Genomic DNA, 17,078 nt, shown 5'->3' on the forward strand with positions numbered 1-17,078 from the left:
TCGCGACGAAGCCGCACATAAAAAAAGCGGGCCTTTCGGCCCGCTTTCTTGTTGCGACGCTTCGATGATCAGAAGCGCTGGTTGTACTGCACGAACAGGAAGCGGTCGTAGTCCAGCATCGGGTCGATCGCAGCGGTGCTGCTGTTGGTGATCGAGTAGGTCACCGGCGGCTGCCTGTTCCAGATGTTGCGTGCACCAACGGTCACGCTGCCATCCCACGGAGCCTGCCAGGTCACGGAGACGTCCTGGTAGGAGATCGAACCCTTCTTGTTGGCGCCCGTACCGCCGCCCCAACCCGGATTCGGGGTCTGGTAGTTCGGGTCGTTGCACTCGATACCTGCCGAGGCATCCCAGCAGTAATCGCGGAAACCGCCGTAGTAGCGCAGGTTCCAGTTGGCCGACAGCGAACCCAGCGACCAATCCACACCCAGGGTGGCGCGCACGCGCGGGAAGTTCCAGTAGCCGGCCGAATTCGCCCAATCCGCACCCGACTCGGCCTGCGACTTGTAGGTCGCCAGGTAGTTGGTGTCCAGGTTGAAGGCGAACTTGCCGTACGCGGTTTCCGGCATGCGGTAACGCACACCGAAGTTGTAGCCTTCGGTTTCCAGACGACCCAGGTTGACGTTGCCGCGGCTCAGCGTGGTGACCTGGCCGCTGATCGGGTCACGACCGTAGTCGGCGCAGTAGCTGGCCAGGCTGTTGAGGTAGCAGTTGTTCAACACATCGTTGGCCGTCAGCGACGTGATGATGTTGGAGATCGAAATGCGGTACCAGTCCAGCGAGAGGTCCAGGCCCTGTACCCACTGCGGGCTGTACACCATGCCCACGGTGCGGGTGATGCTGTATTCCGGCTCCAGCTCCGTGTTGCCCACGCCGGAATTGAACGGTGCGTTGCCCTGCACGTCGCGGCGGGTCACCGGGTTGCCCGCAGTGTCGGTCTGGCGGTAACCGGCCGGCAGGCCTTCGCCGGCACAGCGTGCTGCCACGCCCGCATTGCCCAGCGAGCCGAAGGTGGCATCGCACGGATCGGTGAAGCTATCGAAGGTCTGAGAACCGCCACCGAAGGTGTCCGACAGCGTCGGCGCACGGAAGCCGGTGCCGTAGGTACCGCGCACCAGCAGGTCGTCGATCGGCTTCCAGGTGAAGCTGAACTTGCTGTTGGTGGTGTCGCCAAAGCGGCTGTAGTTGCTGTAGCGCGCGGCCACGTCGAACGACAGCTCCTTGGCGCCCGGCAGATCGCTCAGCACCGGGATCAGCAGTTCCAGGTAGGCTTCGTTGGTCTGGTAGCGACCTTCGGTCGCCTGCGCCGCCAGGTCGGTGGTGTAACCGGCGCTGGACAGCTGATCCGGATAGTCGTAACCGCTGATCTGGCGATGTTCGAAGCCTGCTGCGAAGCCCAGCTCACCGGCCGGCAGTTCGACCAGGCCACCGGTGATGTTGGCGGTCCACTGCTTGCTCAGGCTCTGCTGCGTGGACTGGCCAAGCGCATTGATGTACTGCAGTGCGTTCGGCGTGGAAGCCGACGGGCCGCCCAGGATGTTGAACGGGGTGCACTGGCCCAGCGCGTTGCTGGTGCCCAGTGCGATCGGAGCCGCTGCGGTACCGCACTGCACCTGGCCCTGCGCATTGAGGAACGACGGGCCGAGCGCCTTCTGCAACGCCAGCAGGTTGATGTTGCCGCGCGAAACCTGCGTCACATCGTACTTGTTGTAGTTGAAGCCGACATCCCAGTTCCAGCCGTGGCTGCCGACGTCGAACACGCCTTCGAGCGCCGCATCGAAGTGCAGGGTCTTGACGTTGCTTTCGGTGGTGCGCGGCAACTCGATGGTACGACGGAACCAGCTGGTGATGTCCTGGCCGACCGGGTTGTAGTAGCTGCTGCCGCTGATCGCCACCGGGAACTGCGGCTGCGAACGCGCCTGCAGCGGGTAGCCGGCGATCTGACGGTTCGAGTCGCGCTCGGAGTACATCGCGGTCGACTTGAAGGTCAGGCTGTCGGTCAGGTTGTAGCTACCGGTGGTGAAGATCGACTTGTTGCGGCTGGACTGCTGCAACATCATCTGGTCGACGGAGTTGTAATAGTCGTCGGTGGTGATCTCGTTGTGGTAGTTGGCCAGGTTGCGCGAATCGGCACCCACGCCACGGCCGTCGAACGAACCGGTGTGATTGAGGATGTAGGTTTCACCATTGGAGGTGAAACGACCCCACGGGCCGGTCGCGCTCAGGCTGTCCTCGATGTGGTTCGGGCCGGCCGAGTAACGGGTCAGCGCACGGTCCTTGGCCCACACCGGATCTTCGTTGGTGTAGTTGGCGCCGAACACCAGCGAGGCGCGGTCGGTGGTGGTGCCGGCGGTGAAGGAGTACTGCTCCTTGGAACCGTCGCCGCGACCGTTCTGACCGAAGTACGCCGAAGCTTCGGCGCCGTCGTAGTTCTGACGCAGGATGATGTTGACCACACCGGCCACGGCATCGGAGCCGTAGATCGCCGAGGCGCCGTCCTTCAGGACTTCGATGCGCTCGATCAGCGAGCTGGGGATGGTCGACATGTCGGTCAGGCCGTTCAGGCTGCTGGTCCAACGCTTGCCGTTCACCAGCACCAGGGTGCGGTTCTCATTCAAGTTGTACAGGTTGACGTACTGGCCACCCTGCTCCGGATCGGAGGTCAGCACCGCCGCCTTGCTATAGGTCTGGGTGCCGGCGATCGACAGGTTCTGAAGGATGTCGCCGACGCTGACCAGACCGGACTTCTGGATGTCCTGCTGGGACACGGTGAACACCGGCTGCGCGGTTTCCACGTCGACCGAGCGAATGCGCGAGCCGGTGATTTCGATGCGATCCAGCGTCGTGGTCGACGGGGCGGACTGCTCTTGTGCATTGGCGGCAAACGCCGGCGTCAACGCGATCGCAATACCGGCGGGCAACAGGCCCAGCCGCACTGCGGAGGTGCGAAGGTTCATCAATCTCTCCAGGGTTCGTTAGTGGCGCGTTAAGCGCCCCTGTGCAAATTACGTTTGCGTGAACGCCGTCGCTTTGCGGGTCACGTTCCGTGGCTTTGCCGAATCTGGCGGGATGGCCGCCTGGTCGCGGTAATGGGAGGCGGAGACACCGAAGCGCGCACGGAACGCGCGCGCGAAACTGCAGCAGTTGTCGAAGCCGCTGGCGGCCGCGACCTCACCGATCATCATCGAGGTATCGCGCAGCAGATCCGACGCGCGCTCCAGGCGCAGGCGCGCCGACAAGGCCTGCGGACTTTCCTCGTACAGGCTCTGGAAGGTCTTGGAGACGTACCAGCTGGAGAAGTTGGTCAGCTGCGCCAACTCGCTGATGCGCACCACGCGGTCGCTATTGCCTTCCAGATAGAGACGGGCGCGCTGCATGCGGCCGAAGACCTGGCGGCGACGACTGCGCGAGCGGCCCGGGCAGCGTTGTTCCTGCTCGATGAAACTGCGTTGCATGGCGGCCAAGTGCAACAGCAGCGGCCGTGCCGAGGCGCTGTCGCTTTGCGTGGCCGCGTTGCGCCACAGTCGCAACGCGATGCGCAGATCGTTGCGCGCGAGCTGGCTGCGTCCCGGGTACAGCGTGGCATCGGTCAATTCGGCCAGCGACTGCAGGCTGTCGCCATCCAGACCCACCCCAACACACAAGGCGCCGCGATCTGCCTGCACGTTGGGATGGGAATCCTTGTCGAAGGCGATCCAGTCGCCTGCACGCAGCCGGAAGCGACCCTCCTTGGATTCCACCCAGGCGCGTCCGCGCAACTGCACCCACAAAGTGAAGGTGGCAGAGACTGTGCGGATGCTGCCCAGCCGCGACACCGCCAGACAGGTGGTCGGCGCCGACTCGCCGGCGGTGTCCAGCGTCAGCGCGAGACCGCGATCGGCAGTGATGACCTGTTGCATGTTGGCAGCCCCCTGTACGAAAGAGGGCGCATTGTTTTGCCGAATCTGGCGCCGGTCAGGAAGTTCCGACGAAACCCTGCCGAAATCGCCACGAAGCCTTTCCGAGAAAGTTACGAGGCCATTTTTCTCAGCAGGATCAGCAAGTTGGAGAGCACACCCAAGTTCGCGACGGGGCGCTCCGGCAGCGTCATATGGGCGATCGCGCTGCCATCTTCTTCGGCCAGTGCCACATACAGCGCACCGCTGTGCTGATCCACGCTGAAGCCGTTGATGGTGGTGAACTTGGTCGCATCCAGGCATCGCCCGCTGCCACCACTACGCAGCATCGCATCGAAGGTGGCGCAGCTGTCGGTGGGCGAGAGATAGTGCACCTGCCCCGCAATGCCTGGCGCCCAGGCGCGATAGCGCCAGCGCGACGGCTGCTGCGGATCGATCGCCTGCAAGGTATCGGCTGCCAACGATGGCGCGATCTGCCACAAGCCGCCGCGGCTCAGCCGCGTCAACAACAGCTGGCCGCTGTGCCGGTCCAGACGCACCTGCGAGACATCCGGCAACGAGGCCAACGCACGCCACGGGCTGCTGCGCCGATCGTACAGGGTGGCGAAGGTGTGTCCATCCTCGGCCGCGGCGACCACCAACAGACGGTCGGGATCGGGCAGATGGATCGCCTGAAGCGGCCGCGGCTGCGGGACTGGCAGGCGCACCGCCTCCCCGGTTTCCGGGGTCACCTCGAACAGCGCAGCATGCCCCCGCGCATCGCTGCCGCTGACCAGCACCTGCCGCGCATCGGCCGACCAGTCGGCCGCCTGCCGCGCATCCGGTCGCACGCCTTCGATCAGACGCACCGAGCCCGGGCGGGTGACATCGCCCCACCACAATCCGTAGGCGCCTGAGCGATCGGAGGCGAAGATCAGCTGGCGGCCGTCGGGCGCGATCACGGGATGGTCGTCGCGCCCGCTGGAGACGAACAACCGCCGCCGGAGGTAACCGCCGTTCATGGGATCCTGGATGACCTGATACACGCCGAACAAGGGCCTGCGTTGCACGAACACCAGATGGCCCTGCGCAACGTCCGGGGCCTGGGCATCGTCCACCCCGAGATCGTGCAGGCTGCGATCGCCCAGATCGAGCCGATACAAACGCGACTCGCTGTCCACCCGGCGCCCGAAGACCACCCCGCTGCCGTCCGGCAGCCAGCTCCAGCCGCGGATGTCGGCGTTGTCGTAGGTCAAGCGCTCGGCACCACCGCCCTGCGCGGGAATCCTCCACAGATCGCCCAGTTGCGGGTTACGCAGGAACACGATCCAGCGCCCGTCGGGCGAATAGCGCGGCGCGTAATCGAAGTCGTCGGTGCCGGCACTGTAGCGCAGGGTCTGCCACTGACCACTGTCCAGATCCAGACGCCGGATACGCGCAGATCCCTGCGCGCCGCTCATGCTGCCGAACAGCAGCGCGCGCCCGTCCGGCGACCAGCTGAAACTGAGCATGTCCGCGCCGTCGCAGCGCGCTACCTCACGCGCGGCCGTTCCGGTCGCAGCGGCGATCATGATCCGGCACCTGCCATCGGGCGACTGCCGGGAGAACGCGATATCGCGCCCATCCGGCGACCACGCCGGTAGCCGATCGGAAACGCCGGGCGCAGGCGTCTGCAGCACGCGGGGATACGCGTTGTCGGTGCGCTTGACCAGGATCGACGTAGTCAGGCGACCTTCGGTCAGCGAGGCATAGGCCACCATGGAGCCGTCGGGCGACAGGCTGGGGGTGAGATCGAAGCCGCCACCGGTGGTGATGACCTGGTAAGGCCGTTTGGGACTGCCCGGCACGGTGGCCGAGGCCGCGCTGGAAGAGGACATCGGCGCACGCAGCCACAGCATCCACCCTGCCAGGCTCGCCACCAGCAGCACGGCCAGGGACGTGATGATCGAGACCTTCCAGCGCCCCCGCGCCCCTTTCGAATCCGCAGCGCTGGATGCGTCGGTCGAAGGCGGGCGCGCGCCCGCTGCCACCGTGTCATCGGCGGCAGCGACCGCAGGGACCGTCTCGACTGGCGACGCTTGCTGCGCAGGCAACGCAGCCGGAAGCGCGTGCGCCGACTCGGACGCATGCGCCTCCCACGCCACCGGTGCGATCAGGCGGTACCCGGTCTTGGCGATGGTCTCGATATGCTGGGAACGCTCGCTGCCCTGGCTGGCGAAGGCCTTGCGCAGCTGCGTCACCGCCTGGGTCACCACATCGTTGGTGGGCAAGGTATCCGGCCAGACCTCCGTCAGCAGTTGCTCACGACTGACCACCTGCCCGGGCTGACGTGCCAGCGTCAGCAGCACCGCCAACGACTTCGGCGCCAACCGCAGCACGCGCCGCGCGCCGGGCACATGCACCTCGCGAGAAGTCACATCGACCACGCACTCCCCGACGTACAGCCGGGCAGCGGGCATGGCATTGGCGGGAGGGACACTCATCGGCAAGGAAACGCATCGCACGCAAAGAGACGACAAAGGGCGCAACGCGCGGTCGCGCGAAACGCCAAATTCAGCAAAGGACCACGACCGACTGTGTCATGCATCCATTTGGTGCAAATTTTACCCTATGCGCCGTTGCTTCCTATGACAGGCGGCGACGTCAGGCTCTCTCTCTCTCGCCGACGAATTCGAATAATCACGATGTTCTCTTCGCGCCTTCTGGCGCGATTTTTTTATCTGCGATTCAGCTCGAGCGCCCGAGACCCTTGCACGCCGGAACCGGTTGCAGAACGACCGCACGGCGGCACTTGCGCATCGCCGTGCGATCTGCACAACTAAAACTGAACTAGCGCTAAGCGACCGCTACCCGACGTAGTGACCGCGCCGGCCGTGCGCGCTTAGGACGCACGATAGACCTGCGCGCCCTGGGCCAGGAATTGCGCCGCCTTCTCTTCCATTCCGGCTGCCAGTGCCCGCTCCTCGCCTACCCCGTGTTCGGCCGCGTAATCGCGTACGTCCTGGGTGATCTTCATCGAACAGAAATGCGGCCCGCACATCGAACAGAAGTGCGCGAGCTTGTGCGCGTCCTTCGGAAGGGTTTCGTCGTGGAACTCCTTGGCCTTGACCGGATCCAGGCCGAGATGGAATTGGTCTTCCCAGCGAAACTCGAAGCGCGCCTTGCTCAGCGCGTTGTCGCGCACCTGTGCGCCCGGATGGCCCTTGGCAAGATCGGCCGCGTGCGCGGCGATCTTGTAGGCCATGATGCCGTCGCGCACGTCCTGCCGGTTGGGTAGGCCCAGGTGTTCCTTGGGCGTGACATAGCACAGCATCGCCGTGCCGTACCAACCGATCATGGCCGCCCCGATCGCGCTGGTGATGTGGTCGTAGCCCGGCGCGATATCGGTGGTCAGCGGCCCCAGCGTGTAGAACGGCGCCTCACCGCACTCGCGCAACTGTTTGTCCATGTTTTCCTTGATCAGTTGCATCGGCACGTGGCCGGGACCTTCGATCATGGTCTGCACGTCGTGCTTCCAGGCCACCCGGGTCAACTCGCCGAGCGTTTCCAGTTCGCCGAACTGCGCCGCATCGTTGGCGTCGGCGATGCAGCCAGGACGCAGGCCATCACCCAGCGAAAAGGCCACGTCGTAGGCCTTCATGATGTCGCAGATGTCTTCGAAGTGGGTGTAGAGGAAGTTTTCCTTGTGATGGGCCAGGCACCACTTGGCCAGGATGGAACCACCGCGCGACACGATGCCGGTGAGGCGTCTGGCGGTCAGCGGCACGTAGCGCAGCAGCACGCCGGCATGGATGGTGAAGTAGTCCACGCCTTGTTCGGCCTGCTCGATCAGGGTGTCGCGGAAGATCTCCCAGGTGAGTTCTTCGGCGCGCCCGTCGACCTTTTCCAACGCCTGGTAGATCGGCACCGTCCCGATCGGCACCGGCGAATTGCGGATGATCCACTCGCGCGTCTCGTGGATGTGCTTGCCGGTGGACAGATCCATCACCGTGTCGCCGCCCCAGCGGATCGCCCACACCAGTTTTTCCACCTCTTCGGCGATACCGGACGACACCGCGCTGCTGCCGATGTTGGCGTTGATCTTGGTCAGGAAGTTACGGCCGATGATCATCGGCTCGCTCTCGGGATGATTGATGTTATTGGGCAGGATCGCACGGCCGCGCGCGATCTCCTGCCGCACGAATTCCGGCGTGATGCGCTGCTGGATCGCGGCACCGAAAGGCTCGCCCGGATGCTGCTGGCGCAGCACCGCATCGGCGACGGACTCCAGCCGCTGGTTTTCGCGAATGGCCACGAATTCCATCTCGGGAGTGACGATGCCGCTGCGTGCGTAGTGCATCTGGGTGACATTGGCGCCGGCACGTGCGACACGCGGCAGGTGGCGCGCGGGAAAGCGCACCGCGTCCAGCCGCGCATCCTGCTCGCGACCGCGTCCGAAGCTGGAACTGAGCCGATCCAGGGCCACGGTATCGCCACGTTCGGCGATCCAGCCCGCGCGCAGCGGTGCCAGCCCGGCGGCCAGATCGATCGCCGCCTGTGGATCGGTGTACGGCCCGGAGGTGTCGTAGACGCTGAGCGGCGGGTTGTCTTCGCCGCCGAACAGGGTCGGAGTGCGGGTCAGGGCGATCTCGCGCATCGGCACCTGCAGATCCGGGCGCGAGCCCTGCACGAAGATCTTGCGCGAACCGGGAATCGGCTGGGTCACAGCTCCGGACAGGGATTGGGTGTGTTGCTGCAAAACGGTGGGCGCGGCATTCATGGCATTCGTCCTGTGTGCTGGAAGACCAGCACCGGGGGCGCTGGCTCTGCGAGGGAATCGCAGTACGGACGAAGCGGCGGCGCTCAACACGCAAGGCCCGTGCAGGCACGGACCATCGCATCTAACGAAGCTTCCCTACGCCGGTATGAGCCGGATCAGGTTCGAAGGGACTATCTCAACCGCAACACTGCTGCGGTACCCCCACTTCGGTGCAAATTAGAACACGAAACGCAGCGGCCAAGCGCCGCCCGCCTTACGCGCCGGCACGCGTGCGCGGTGCATCCCGCTCTGGACGCGCCCAGACCCTTGCGCCATGCTCCGCGCCTGCTTGCACGCCACTCTGCCCATGAACTCCAGCGTCTCACGCCGCCCGTTGACTCACGCCGAAGCCGACGCGTTGCAGGCACGTTGCCCAGCCGGTTGGGAGTACCTGCGCTTGCGTGGCGGCGAGGACGGCTTCGATGCCTGCGATGGCCCACTGCGGATCGATGGGGCACTGGAAATCGAGGAGAACGTGCTCGTGGTTCTGGGCGACCTGGAGTGCGACATCCTGTTCGTCAACGATATCGCCAGCCTGATCGTCGCCGGGGAACTGCGCGCCCAGGCGATCATCGCCAACGGTGGCCTCCACGTGCTTGGCGACCTCGACTGCCAGACCCTGGTCGGTCTGTCCTATGGCGATCGTATCTTCGGCTGCACCGGGCGTGCCCGCGTGGGCACGCTGATCGAGGACGCGCATACTTTCGACTTCGTCGGCACATTCGAAGCCGACCTGATCGCGCCGCAGTCCAACGTCATCGCTGTGCCGGAGAACGCACGCATCGCCCGCGATTTCCGCCACGGCATGGACGCGCAGCAGGCGCGGGAGGCCTTCGTGGAGAGCGTACTGGAGGATGGCGCGCTCGACGTCGACCGTGTCTGCAGCGTGCTATGGGAAGGCCGCTCGCCGTTGCGTTGAACACGTACCGCTGTGCCCCCCTCTCGAATGCAGCGACGCTAGCGCGGTATCGAGGGTCTTTTCCAACCCGGCCTTCGTCCCCACAAACCCGAGCATTGCGCCAACAGGCCGCGCCTGGAACGCGCGCAGACGCCCCTGTCAGCCGGCGGCTGCTCGCCCGCGCTCACTCCAGGGTGTACCCCACCCGCAGGCCGCCCCAGTGCTTGCGGCCCACGAAGATCGGCGCAGACAGATCGAACATGATCTGCCCGGTGTCGCGGCGGTAGACCTGCAGGCGGTACGGGTCGGTGTGTGCGCCGACGCTGCGGCCGACTCGGTCGGTGAACTTGCGCTTGGTGCGGTTGCCGACCAGATCGCGCTTGGGGTCGCCGGTCAACGGCTGGGTGAAACGCAGGTTGTGGGTGGGCACGTAGCCGTCGGGATTGGCGCAGATCGCAAACACGATCCACGGATGCGCCTCCAGCAGCGGCTCCTGCAGCGGCGGAAGCACGTGATCGCACACCGCGTCGAAGTCGGTGCTGAACTTGGCCGGCTCCACGCCGGGGATCGGAGTATAGGTGCGCGCGAACAACGCCGCCTCGTCGATCTGGCCGCGTGCCATCGCCTGTGCCAGGGCCGTGCCGATCTTGCCTGCCGTGGCGACGGCCAGTTCCTTGACGCGCGCATGCCGCGGCACCTGCAACGGGTCCGCCGGCAGTCGGAACAGCCCCACGCAATCGCGCAGGGTCTCGGTGCCGCGCTCCAGCGCTTCGCTGCGTTCGGCCACATGGGCGGCGTGCTGCAGATTGCTGCGACCCAGCGCGACCACACCATCCACCGCGTGCTCGATCCCGCGAATCTCCCCATCCTGCGCCTGGATGCGCCCGGCCACCGTGGTCATCGCGGCACTGGCCTGGCCAAGCACGCGGGTGATGCCGTCGAGCACCGCTTCGGTGCCGCGCGCGGAGGCCGCACCTTCGCCTACCGCGGCGCTGGTTTCGGCCAGGATCGCGCGTACATCGCGCGCCGCAGTGGCAGCGCGTTCGGCCAGCCGGCGGATCTCGGTGGCCACGACGGCGAAGCCGCGCCCGGCCTCGCCGGCATGCGCGGCCTCGATACTGGCGTTGATCGACAGAATATTGGTCTGGAAGGCCACCGAGTCGATGACCTCGATGACCTCGCCAGCGCGTGCGGCCCGCCGTTCCACTTCGTGCATCGCCTGGCCCAGCGCATGCGCCGCGGCCACGCCCTGGCGTGCGCTGTCGTCGGCGCTGGCCGCCAACGCGATCACCTGCGCCAGTTCGGCGTTGACGTCCTGCAGGCTGGACGAGAGCCGCTCCACAGCCATGCGCGCCCCATCCAGCGCGTCGGTCTGCGCCTGCGACTGGCGCACCATTTCGTCGTTCTCGGCCACCAGCGGCGGCACTTCGGCGGCGATCTGCACCGACAGCGCCACGGCCTGGCGGATCGCTTCGGCCAGGTTGCCGAAGCCGGCCTGCAGCCGGCGGCCCATCTCGGTCTCCGCCAGGCCTGGTGGCAACAGCAATTCCAGTTCGCACCCGGCCAGCGCCTGCGCGGTGCGCTCCAGCACCGTGCGGTCTTCGTGCTCGGCCTGCAGGCGCGCCACCAGCGGTTGCAGCAGGGGCGAGATCGGCACCGGACGGCTGTCTTCGGCCAGACGCGTGGCTTCGCGCAGCAGGATCGCGGTTTCCACATGCGGCAACGACAGCATCCAGCCGCCATGCTCACGGTCGCGCACGTAGCGCACGCGCCGGGCCGGATCGTCGCCCGGTGCGGCCCACACGCCTTCGTCACCGACCAGATCGGCCGCAGCCAATCCCCATAACACCGTCGCCGGCGCGCCGATCAGATCGCTGGCAGTCGTACCCAGCACATCCAGGCCGACACGGTTGCAGGCCACGACCTGGGCAGCGGCCGACAGGCGCAGCAACGCCACCGGGGCATCGGGAAGCAGGGCCGCCTGGGTTTGCGACGGCACATCGGGCTGTTGCATCGAGCTCATGGGAATGTCCTGGTCCATCGCTGTCGTTAGCGGCGCGTCGTGGCTGGAGTTGAGCGGCGAACTCGAACCGGGCGGCCTGTTCAGTAGCCGGCGGCCTGTCCGTCCTTGCGGCTCTCCGACGCTCCGTAATAGACGCCGCTGGCCGCATCGCGTGCGATCGCCTGGTAGCCGCCGTACGGACCATCGGCAAAGATCACCCGATGCCCCTTGCGCATCAGTGCGCGGATGGTGTCGTAGGAGAAGCCGGTTTCCAGATTGAGCTCGCCGCCATCGCGCATTGCGGTGGCCTGACCGGTGGGCTCGGTGGAGCCTTCGTGCTGGATACGCGGCGCGTCGCCGGCTTCCTGCAGATTCATGTGGAAGTCCACCAGGTTCATCACGATCTGCACATGCCCCTGCGGCTGCATCGCCCCGCCCATCACGCCAAAGCTCAGCCACGGCTTTCCGTCCTTGGTGACGAAGGCCGGGATGATGGTCTGGAACGGCCGCTTGCCCGGCGCATAGCCGTTGGGATGGTCCTTCTTCAGCACGAACATCTCGCCGCGATCCTGCAGGATGAAGCCCAGGCCGGGCGGCGCCATGCCGCTGCCCATCCCGCGATAGTTGGACTGGATCAGCGACACCATCATGCCGTCGGCATCGGCCACGGTCATGTAGATGGTGTCGCCCTCTTCCAACTGCCTGGGCGTGCCGGGCTGGACTTCCTTGAGCACCTTGTCCATCGAGATCAGCGCGCGGCGCTGGGTCGCGTAGTCCTTGGAGATCAGCCTGGCCAGCGGTGCCGGCTGAAAGGCCGGGTCGGCGTAGAAGCGCGCACGGTCGGCAAACGCCAGCTTCTTGGCCTCGGTGAACAAGTGCACGTGCTCGGCCGAACCGAACGGGATCTTGGAAAAATCGTAGCCTTCCAGGATGTTGAGCATCTGCAATGCGGCGATGCCCTGGCTGTTGGGCGGCAATTCCCACACGTCGTAACCGCGGTAGTTGGTGCCGACCGGCTCCACCCACTCGCCTTGATGGCTGGCCATGTCCTCATAGCTGAGGTAGCCACCGTTGGCCTTGAAGTAGGCACCGATGGTGCGCGCGATCCCGCCCTTGTAGAACGCATCGCGGCCGCCGTCGGCGATCTGCTGCAGCGTGTTGGCCAGATTCGGGTTCTTCCACAGCTCCCCCTTGCGCGGGGCGCGGCCATCGATGGTGAACTGCTCCTTGAAGCCGGGGTATTGCGACAGGCGCGGCACCGAACGATCCCAGTAATAGGCGATGGTCTCGGCGACCGGATGGCCTTCGCGCGCATAGCGGATCGCCGGCGCCAGGTTCTGTGCCATCGGCTTGCGGCCGAAGCGCTCGTGCAGCGCGAACCAGCCGTCCACTGCGCCCGGCACCGAGATCGGCAACGGGCCGGTCGGCGGTATGTCCTTCAGCCCACGGCGCTGGAACTCGGCCAGGGTCAGCGACTTGGGCGAACGGCCCGAACCGTTGTAACCGTAGAGTTTGCTGGTCTTGGGATCCCAGACGATGGCGAACAGATCCCCGCCCACGCCGTTGCCGGTCGGCTCCATCAGGCCCAGCGCCGCATTGGCGGCAATGGCCGCATCCACCGCCGAGCCGCCATCCTTCATCACATCCAGCGCGATCTGGGTGGCCAACGGTTGCGAGGTCGCGGCCATGGCGTGCGGAGCAATGACTTCCGAGCGGGTGGCGAAGGGCTGCCCGGTGATGCGGTCGGCAGCGCCGAGAGGCGGCGCGAGCAGCGCCAGAGCAGAGACCAACAGCACAGGGACGCGACGCATTGCAGGCAACTCCAAAGGACAGGACGGATGGAGACGCCACCATACCAGCGGCCTCGCCTTGCAGCGCTCGATCGCACGCTGCACCGCGCCATGAACCCGCGCAATTGGCGATCCTGATCAGCCCGTCCGGCTGCCGGGCGATGCGGTTTCAGCGGTAACCATGCTGGCGCGCCGCGGCCTGCCACCACATCGCCGACGCATTCGCAGATGTTTCATCCGCAAGGGTTGACACCTCACTGGCAGCGATGGTTATCTCAGCCACATGTCGCATCGCCCCGCCACCTTGAACGCCTGCCTGTCCGCGCCTTCCGGCGCGTCGGCGTCGCTTCTCGTGCTCGTACTCATTACCTCGCCAACCGGTGCGGGACGAGACTTCGTGTAGGCAACAGACACACAAGGCTTCGATCAGACCCCGCACCGGCAACGGCGCGGGGTTTCGCGTTTCAGGGATCACCAAAAGTTTCGAATGACATGAACGACATCACGGCCACTTCCGCACCACTGTCGACCGACACCCGCAAGCCTGCGGCTGCCCATGGCTGCCGGTGCCGTGCCCTCGTCCATCCCCGCCTTGTTCAGCCGGCCAGTGCCTGCACTGCCGGCTGATTCGTTTTTCCACTGCCAACCTCGCAAGGATTACTCATGAGCAACCATACCCAACCGAAAATCGCGATCATCGGCTACGGCAGCCAGGGCCGCGCGCATGCACTGAACCTGCGCGATTCCGGCTTCGATGTCACTGTCGGCCTGCGCCCGGGCGGCCCCACCGAAGCCAAGGCCCAGGCCGAGGGCTTTGCCGTGGTGGCGCCGGCAGAAGCGGTGAAGACCGCCGATCTGGTCGCAGTCCTGACTCCGGACATGGTGCAGAAGAAGCTCTATGAAGACGTCATCGCTCCGAACATGAAACAGGGCGCCTGCCTGCTGTTCGCGCACGGCCTGAACGTGCACTTCGACATGATCACCCCGCGTGCCGACCTGGACGTGGTACTGGTGGCACCGAAGGGCCCGGGCGCGCTGGTGCGTCGCGAGTACGAAATCGGCCGCGGCGTGCCGTGCATCTATGCGGTGTACCAGGACACCAGCGGCAAGGCCGAGCAGTTCGCGTTGACCTACGCGGGCGGCCTCGGCGGCGCACGCGCCAACATCATCAAGACCACTTTCAAGGAGGAGACCGAAACCGACCTGTTCGGCGAACAGGCCGTGCTGTGCGGCGGCGCGTCGTCGCTGGTGCAGGCCGGTTTCGAGGTTCTGGTGGAAGCGGGCTACCAGCCGGAGATCGCATACTACGAAGTACTGCACGAATTGAAGTTGATCGTGGACCTGTTCTACGAAGGCGGCATCACCCGCATGCTGGAATTCGTCTCCGAGACCGCACAGTACGGCGATTATGTCAGCGGTCCGCGCGTGATCGACGCCAGTACCAAGGCGCGCATGAAGGATGTGCTGACCGACATCCAGAACGGCACCTTCACCAAGAACTGGGTGGCCGAATACGAAGCGGGTCTGCCCAACTACAACAAGTTCAAGCAGGCCGATCTGGAGCACCCGATCGAAGAAGTGGGCAAGAAGCTGCGCGCCAAGATGGTATGGCTCAACGGGCAACAGCAGGCCGCTACTGCACCAGCGAATCAACAAGCGGCGTAACTGCCGCCTCCCCCACCGTTTAACACCGAAGGTCCGCAACGCATGAACACCTCCGCACACAGCACGCCCCGCAATGGCGCGCGCTGGCTGACGCAGGCCCTGGAGGCCGAAGGCGTGGAAACGCTGTTCGGTTATCCGGGCGGCACCATCATGCCGTTCTACGACGCACTGGTGGATTCCAGGCTCAAGCACATCCTGGTCCGCCACGAGCAGGGCGCAGCCCTGGCCGCCAACGGCTATGCCCGCGCCAGCGGTCGGGTAGGCGTATGCGTGGCCACCTCCGGTCCGGGCGCATCCAACCTGGTCACCGGCATCGCCGATGCGATGCTCGACTCGGTGCCGATGATCTGCCTGACCGGCCAGGTCGCCACGCCGTTGCTAGGCACCGATGCGTTTCAGGAACTGGATGTGTTCGGCATGACCATGCCGATCGTCAAGCACAGCTTTCTGGTGCGCAGCGTGGACCAGTTGCCGGAGATGGTGCGCGAGGCGTTCCGGATTGCCCGCGAAGGACGTCCCGGGCCGGTCCTGATCGACCTGCCCAAGGACGTGCAGCTCGCCGATGCGGCGCATCTGCCCGACCACGTACCGGCGGCGGTGGTGCCTCCGCCGGCACCGGCCGACGCGCCGCTGGCCGACGCGCTGGCGGCCATTGCCGGCGCCGAACGCCCGATCGTGTACGGCGGCGGCGGCATTGCGCTGGCCGGCGCGGTGGACGCGTTCCGGCGCTTCGTCGAGTCCACCGGCATCCCGACCGCGCTGACCTTGCGCGGTCTGGGCGCCCTGCCGCATGGACACCCGGATTACCTGGGCATGTTGGGCATGCACGGCACCCGGGCAGCCAACATGGCCATCCAGGAATGCGATCTGCTGGTGGTGGTGGGCGCACGCTTCGACGACCGTGCCACCGGCAAATTGAGCGAATTCGCTCCGTTTGCGCGCGTCATCCATCTGGATGCCGACGCCTATGAGATTTCCAAGCTGCGCACCGCCGACATCGCGGTGCCCGGCGACGTGGCAGTGAGCCTGAAGGCGCTCAGCGCTGCGCGTGCCAATTGCCAGGCGTGGCGCACGCGCTGCTTTGCCAACCGCGAAAAGTTCGGTGCGCGCTACGACGCGCCCGGTACCGATGTCTATGCCCCGGCGCTGCTGAAGCGCCTGAGCGAAGTGGCCCCGGCCGACACCATCATTGCCTGCGACGTGGGTCAGCACCAGATGTGGGTGGCCCAGCATTGCCGTTTCAACGACCCGCGCAACCACCTGACCAGCGGCGCCCTCGGCACCATGGGCTTCGGCCTGCCCGCCGCGATGGGCGCCCAGTTCGCCTGCCCCGATCGCACCGTCGTGCTGGTCTCCGGCGATGGCAGCTTCATGATGAACGTACAGGAGCTGGTGACCATTGCGCGCTGCAAGTTGCCGGTGAAGATCGTGCTGCTGGACAACAGCTCGCTGGGCATGGTGCGGCAGTGGCAGGAACTGTTCTTCGCCGAGCGTTACAGCGAGATCGATCTGTCCGACAACCCGGACTTTGCGGCGCTGGCGCAGGTGTTCGGCATTCCGGCCAAGCGCATCGTCACGCGGAGCGAGGTGGATGCGGCGCTGGCCGAGCTGCTGGCCCAGCCCGGTCCCGGCCTGCTGCATGTGGCCATCGATGCACGCGCCAACGTCTGGCCGCTGGTACCGCCCAACAATGCCAACAGCACCATGCTGGACAGCAATCCCGCACACGCGGCCAAGGAGGCGACCCATGCGTTACCGGCTTGATCTGGTGCTGAAGCCGGCCGAAGGCGCACTGGTGCGGGTGATCGGCATGACCGAGCGCCGTGGCTTCCGTCCCTGCGCCATCCAGGGCGCCGCGCACCCGGACGGGTCGGGCCGCTGGCACCTGCAGCTGGACGTGGACAGCAGCCGCCCGCCGGAGACGCTGCGCCTGCAACTGGAAAAGGTGTACGACTGCGAAGCGGTGACGATCACCGCGCTGGAATCGATCGAGGCAGCCGCATGAACGGCCCCACCTCGCACGATCACCACAACGCCATCCGGAGGTCTC

At 65.9% G+C, this 17,078-nt stretch carries 10 protein-coding genes and 1 riboswitch; of the genes, 4 read left to right on the forward strand and 6 right to left on the reverse strand.

Features of this window, described 5'->3' with window-relative positions:
• Positions 1-68: 68 nt before the first annotated feature.
• The 4 genes from LL964_RS07980 to thiC all read right to left on the reverse strand — a co-directional run bounded on the left by LL964_RS07980 (position 69) and on the right by thiC (position 8,634).
• Positions 69-2,957, reverse strand: coding sequence for a TonB-dependent receptor plug domain-containing protein (locus tag LL964_RS07980; RefSeq protein ID WP_167395264.1), 2,889 nt, complete (start codon positions 2,955-2,957; stop codon positions 69-71).
• A gap of 48 nt (positions 2,958-3,005) precedes the next feature.
• Positions 3,006-3,899, reverse strand: coding sequence for a helix-turn-helix domain-containing protein (locus tag LL964_RS07985; protein ID WP_104586786.1), 894 nt, complete (start codon positions 3,897-3,899; stop codon positions 3,006-3,008).
• Between the two features lie 110 nt (positions 3,900-4,009).
• A complete protein-coding gene (locus LL964_RS07990; RefSeq protein ID WP_104586787.1) occupies positions 4,010-6,334 on the reverse strand; it encodes a winged helix-turn-helix transcriptional regulator in 2,325 nt (774 codons plus the stop codon).
• 422 nt (positions 6,335-6,756) lie between these two features.
• Positions 6,757-8,634, reverse strand: a complete 1,878-nt coding sequence (gene thiC, locus LL964_RS07995) for a phosphomethylpyrimidine synthase ThiC (RefSeq protein WP_104586788.1) — start codon at positions 8,632-8,634, stop codon at positions 6,757-6,759.
• Positions 8,635-8,748: 114 nt separating this feature from the next.
• Positions 8,749-8,847: riboswitch (TPP riboswitch) on the reverse strand.
• Positions 8,848-8,980: 133 nt separating this feature from the next.
• Here thiC and LL964_RS08000 point away from each other — a divergent pair.
• A complete protein-coding gene (locus LL964_RS08000) occupies positions 8,981-9,592 on the forward strand; it encodes an RNA-binding protein (RefSeq protein ID WP_146092350.1) in 612 nt (203 codons plus the stop codon).
• A 163-nt stretch (positions 9,593-9,755) separates the two neighbouring features.
• Here the strand turns inward: LL964_RS08000 and LL964_RS08005 are convergent, their stop codons facing one another.
• Positions 9,756-11,594, reverse strand: coding sequence for a methyl-accepting chemotaxis protein (locus LL964_RS08005; RefSeq protein ID WP_167395265.1), 1,839 nt, complete (start codon positions 11,592-11,594; stop codon positions 9,756-9,758).
• An 80-nt stretch (positions 11,595-11,674) separates the two neighbouring features.
• A complete protein-coding gene (gene ggt / locus LL964_RS08010; protein ID WP_104586790.1) occupies positions 11,675-13,384 on the reverse strand; it encodes a gamma-glutamyltransferase in 1,710 nt (569 codons plus the stop codon).
• Between the two features lie 642 nt (positions 13,385-14,026).
• On the opposite strand from ggt, the gene ilvC reads away from it, so the two are divergent.
• The 3 genes from ilvC to LL964_RS08025 are packed head-to-tail and all read left to right on the forward strand — an operon-like array spanning position 14,027 to position 17,033.
• Positions 14,027-15,028 (forward strand): ketol-acid reductoisomerase, encoded by a 1,002-nt coding sequence (gene ilvC, locus LL964_RS08015; protein WP_104586791.1) that lies wholly within the window; start codon positions 14,027-14,029, stop codon positions 15,026-15,028.
• Positions 15,029-15,070: 42 nt separating this feature from the next.
• Positions 15,071-16,792 (forward strand): acetolactate synthase 2 catalytic subunit, encoded by a 1,722-nt coding sequence (gene ilvG / locus LL964_RS08020; protein WP_104586792.1) that lies wholly within the window; start codon positions 15,071-15,073, stop codon positions 16,790-16,792.
• Entirely contained in the window at positions 16,776-17,033 is a 258-nt protein-coding gene (locus tag LL964_RS08025; RefSeq protein WP_104586793.1) for an ACT domain-containing protein, read from the forward strand. The genes ilvG and LL964_RS08025 overlap by 17 nt, the downstream gene beginning before the upstream one ends.
• The last annotated feature ends 45 nt before the right edge of the window (positions 17,034-17,078 follow it).

Origin of the sequence: Xanthomonas melonis, assembly GCF_020783655.1 — a bacterium.
Classification (GTDB): domain Bacteria; phylum Pseudomonadota; class Gammaproteobacteria; order Xanthomonadales; family Xanthomonadaceae; genus Xanthomonas; species Xanthomonas melonis.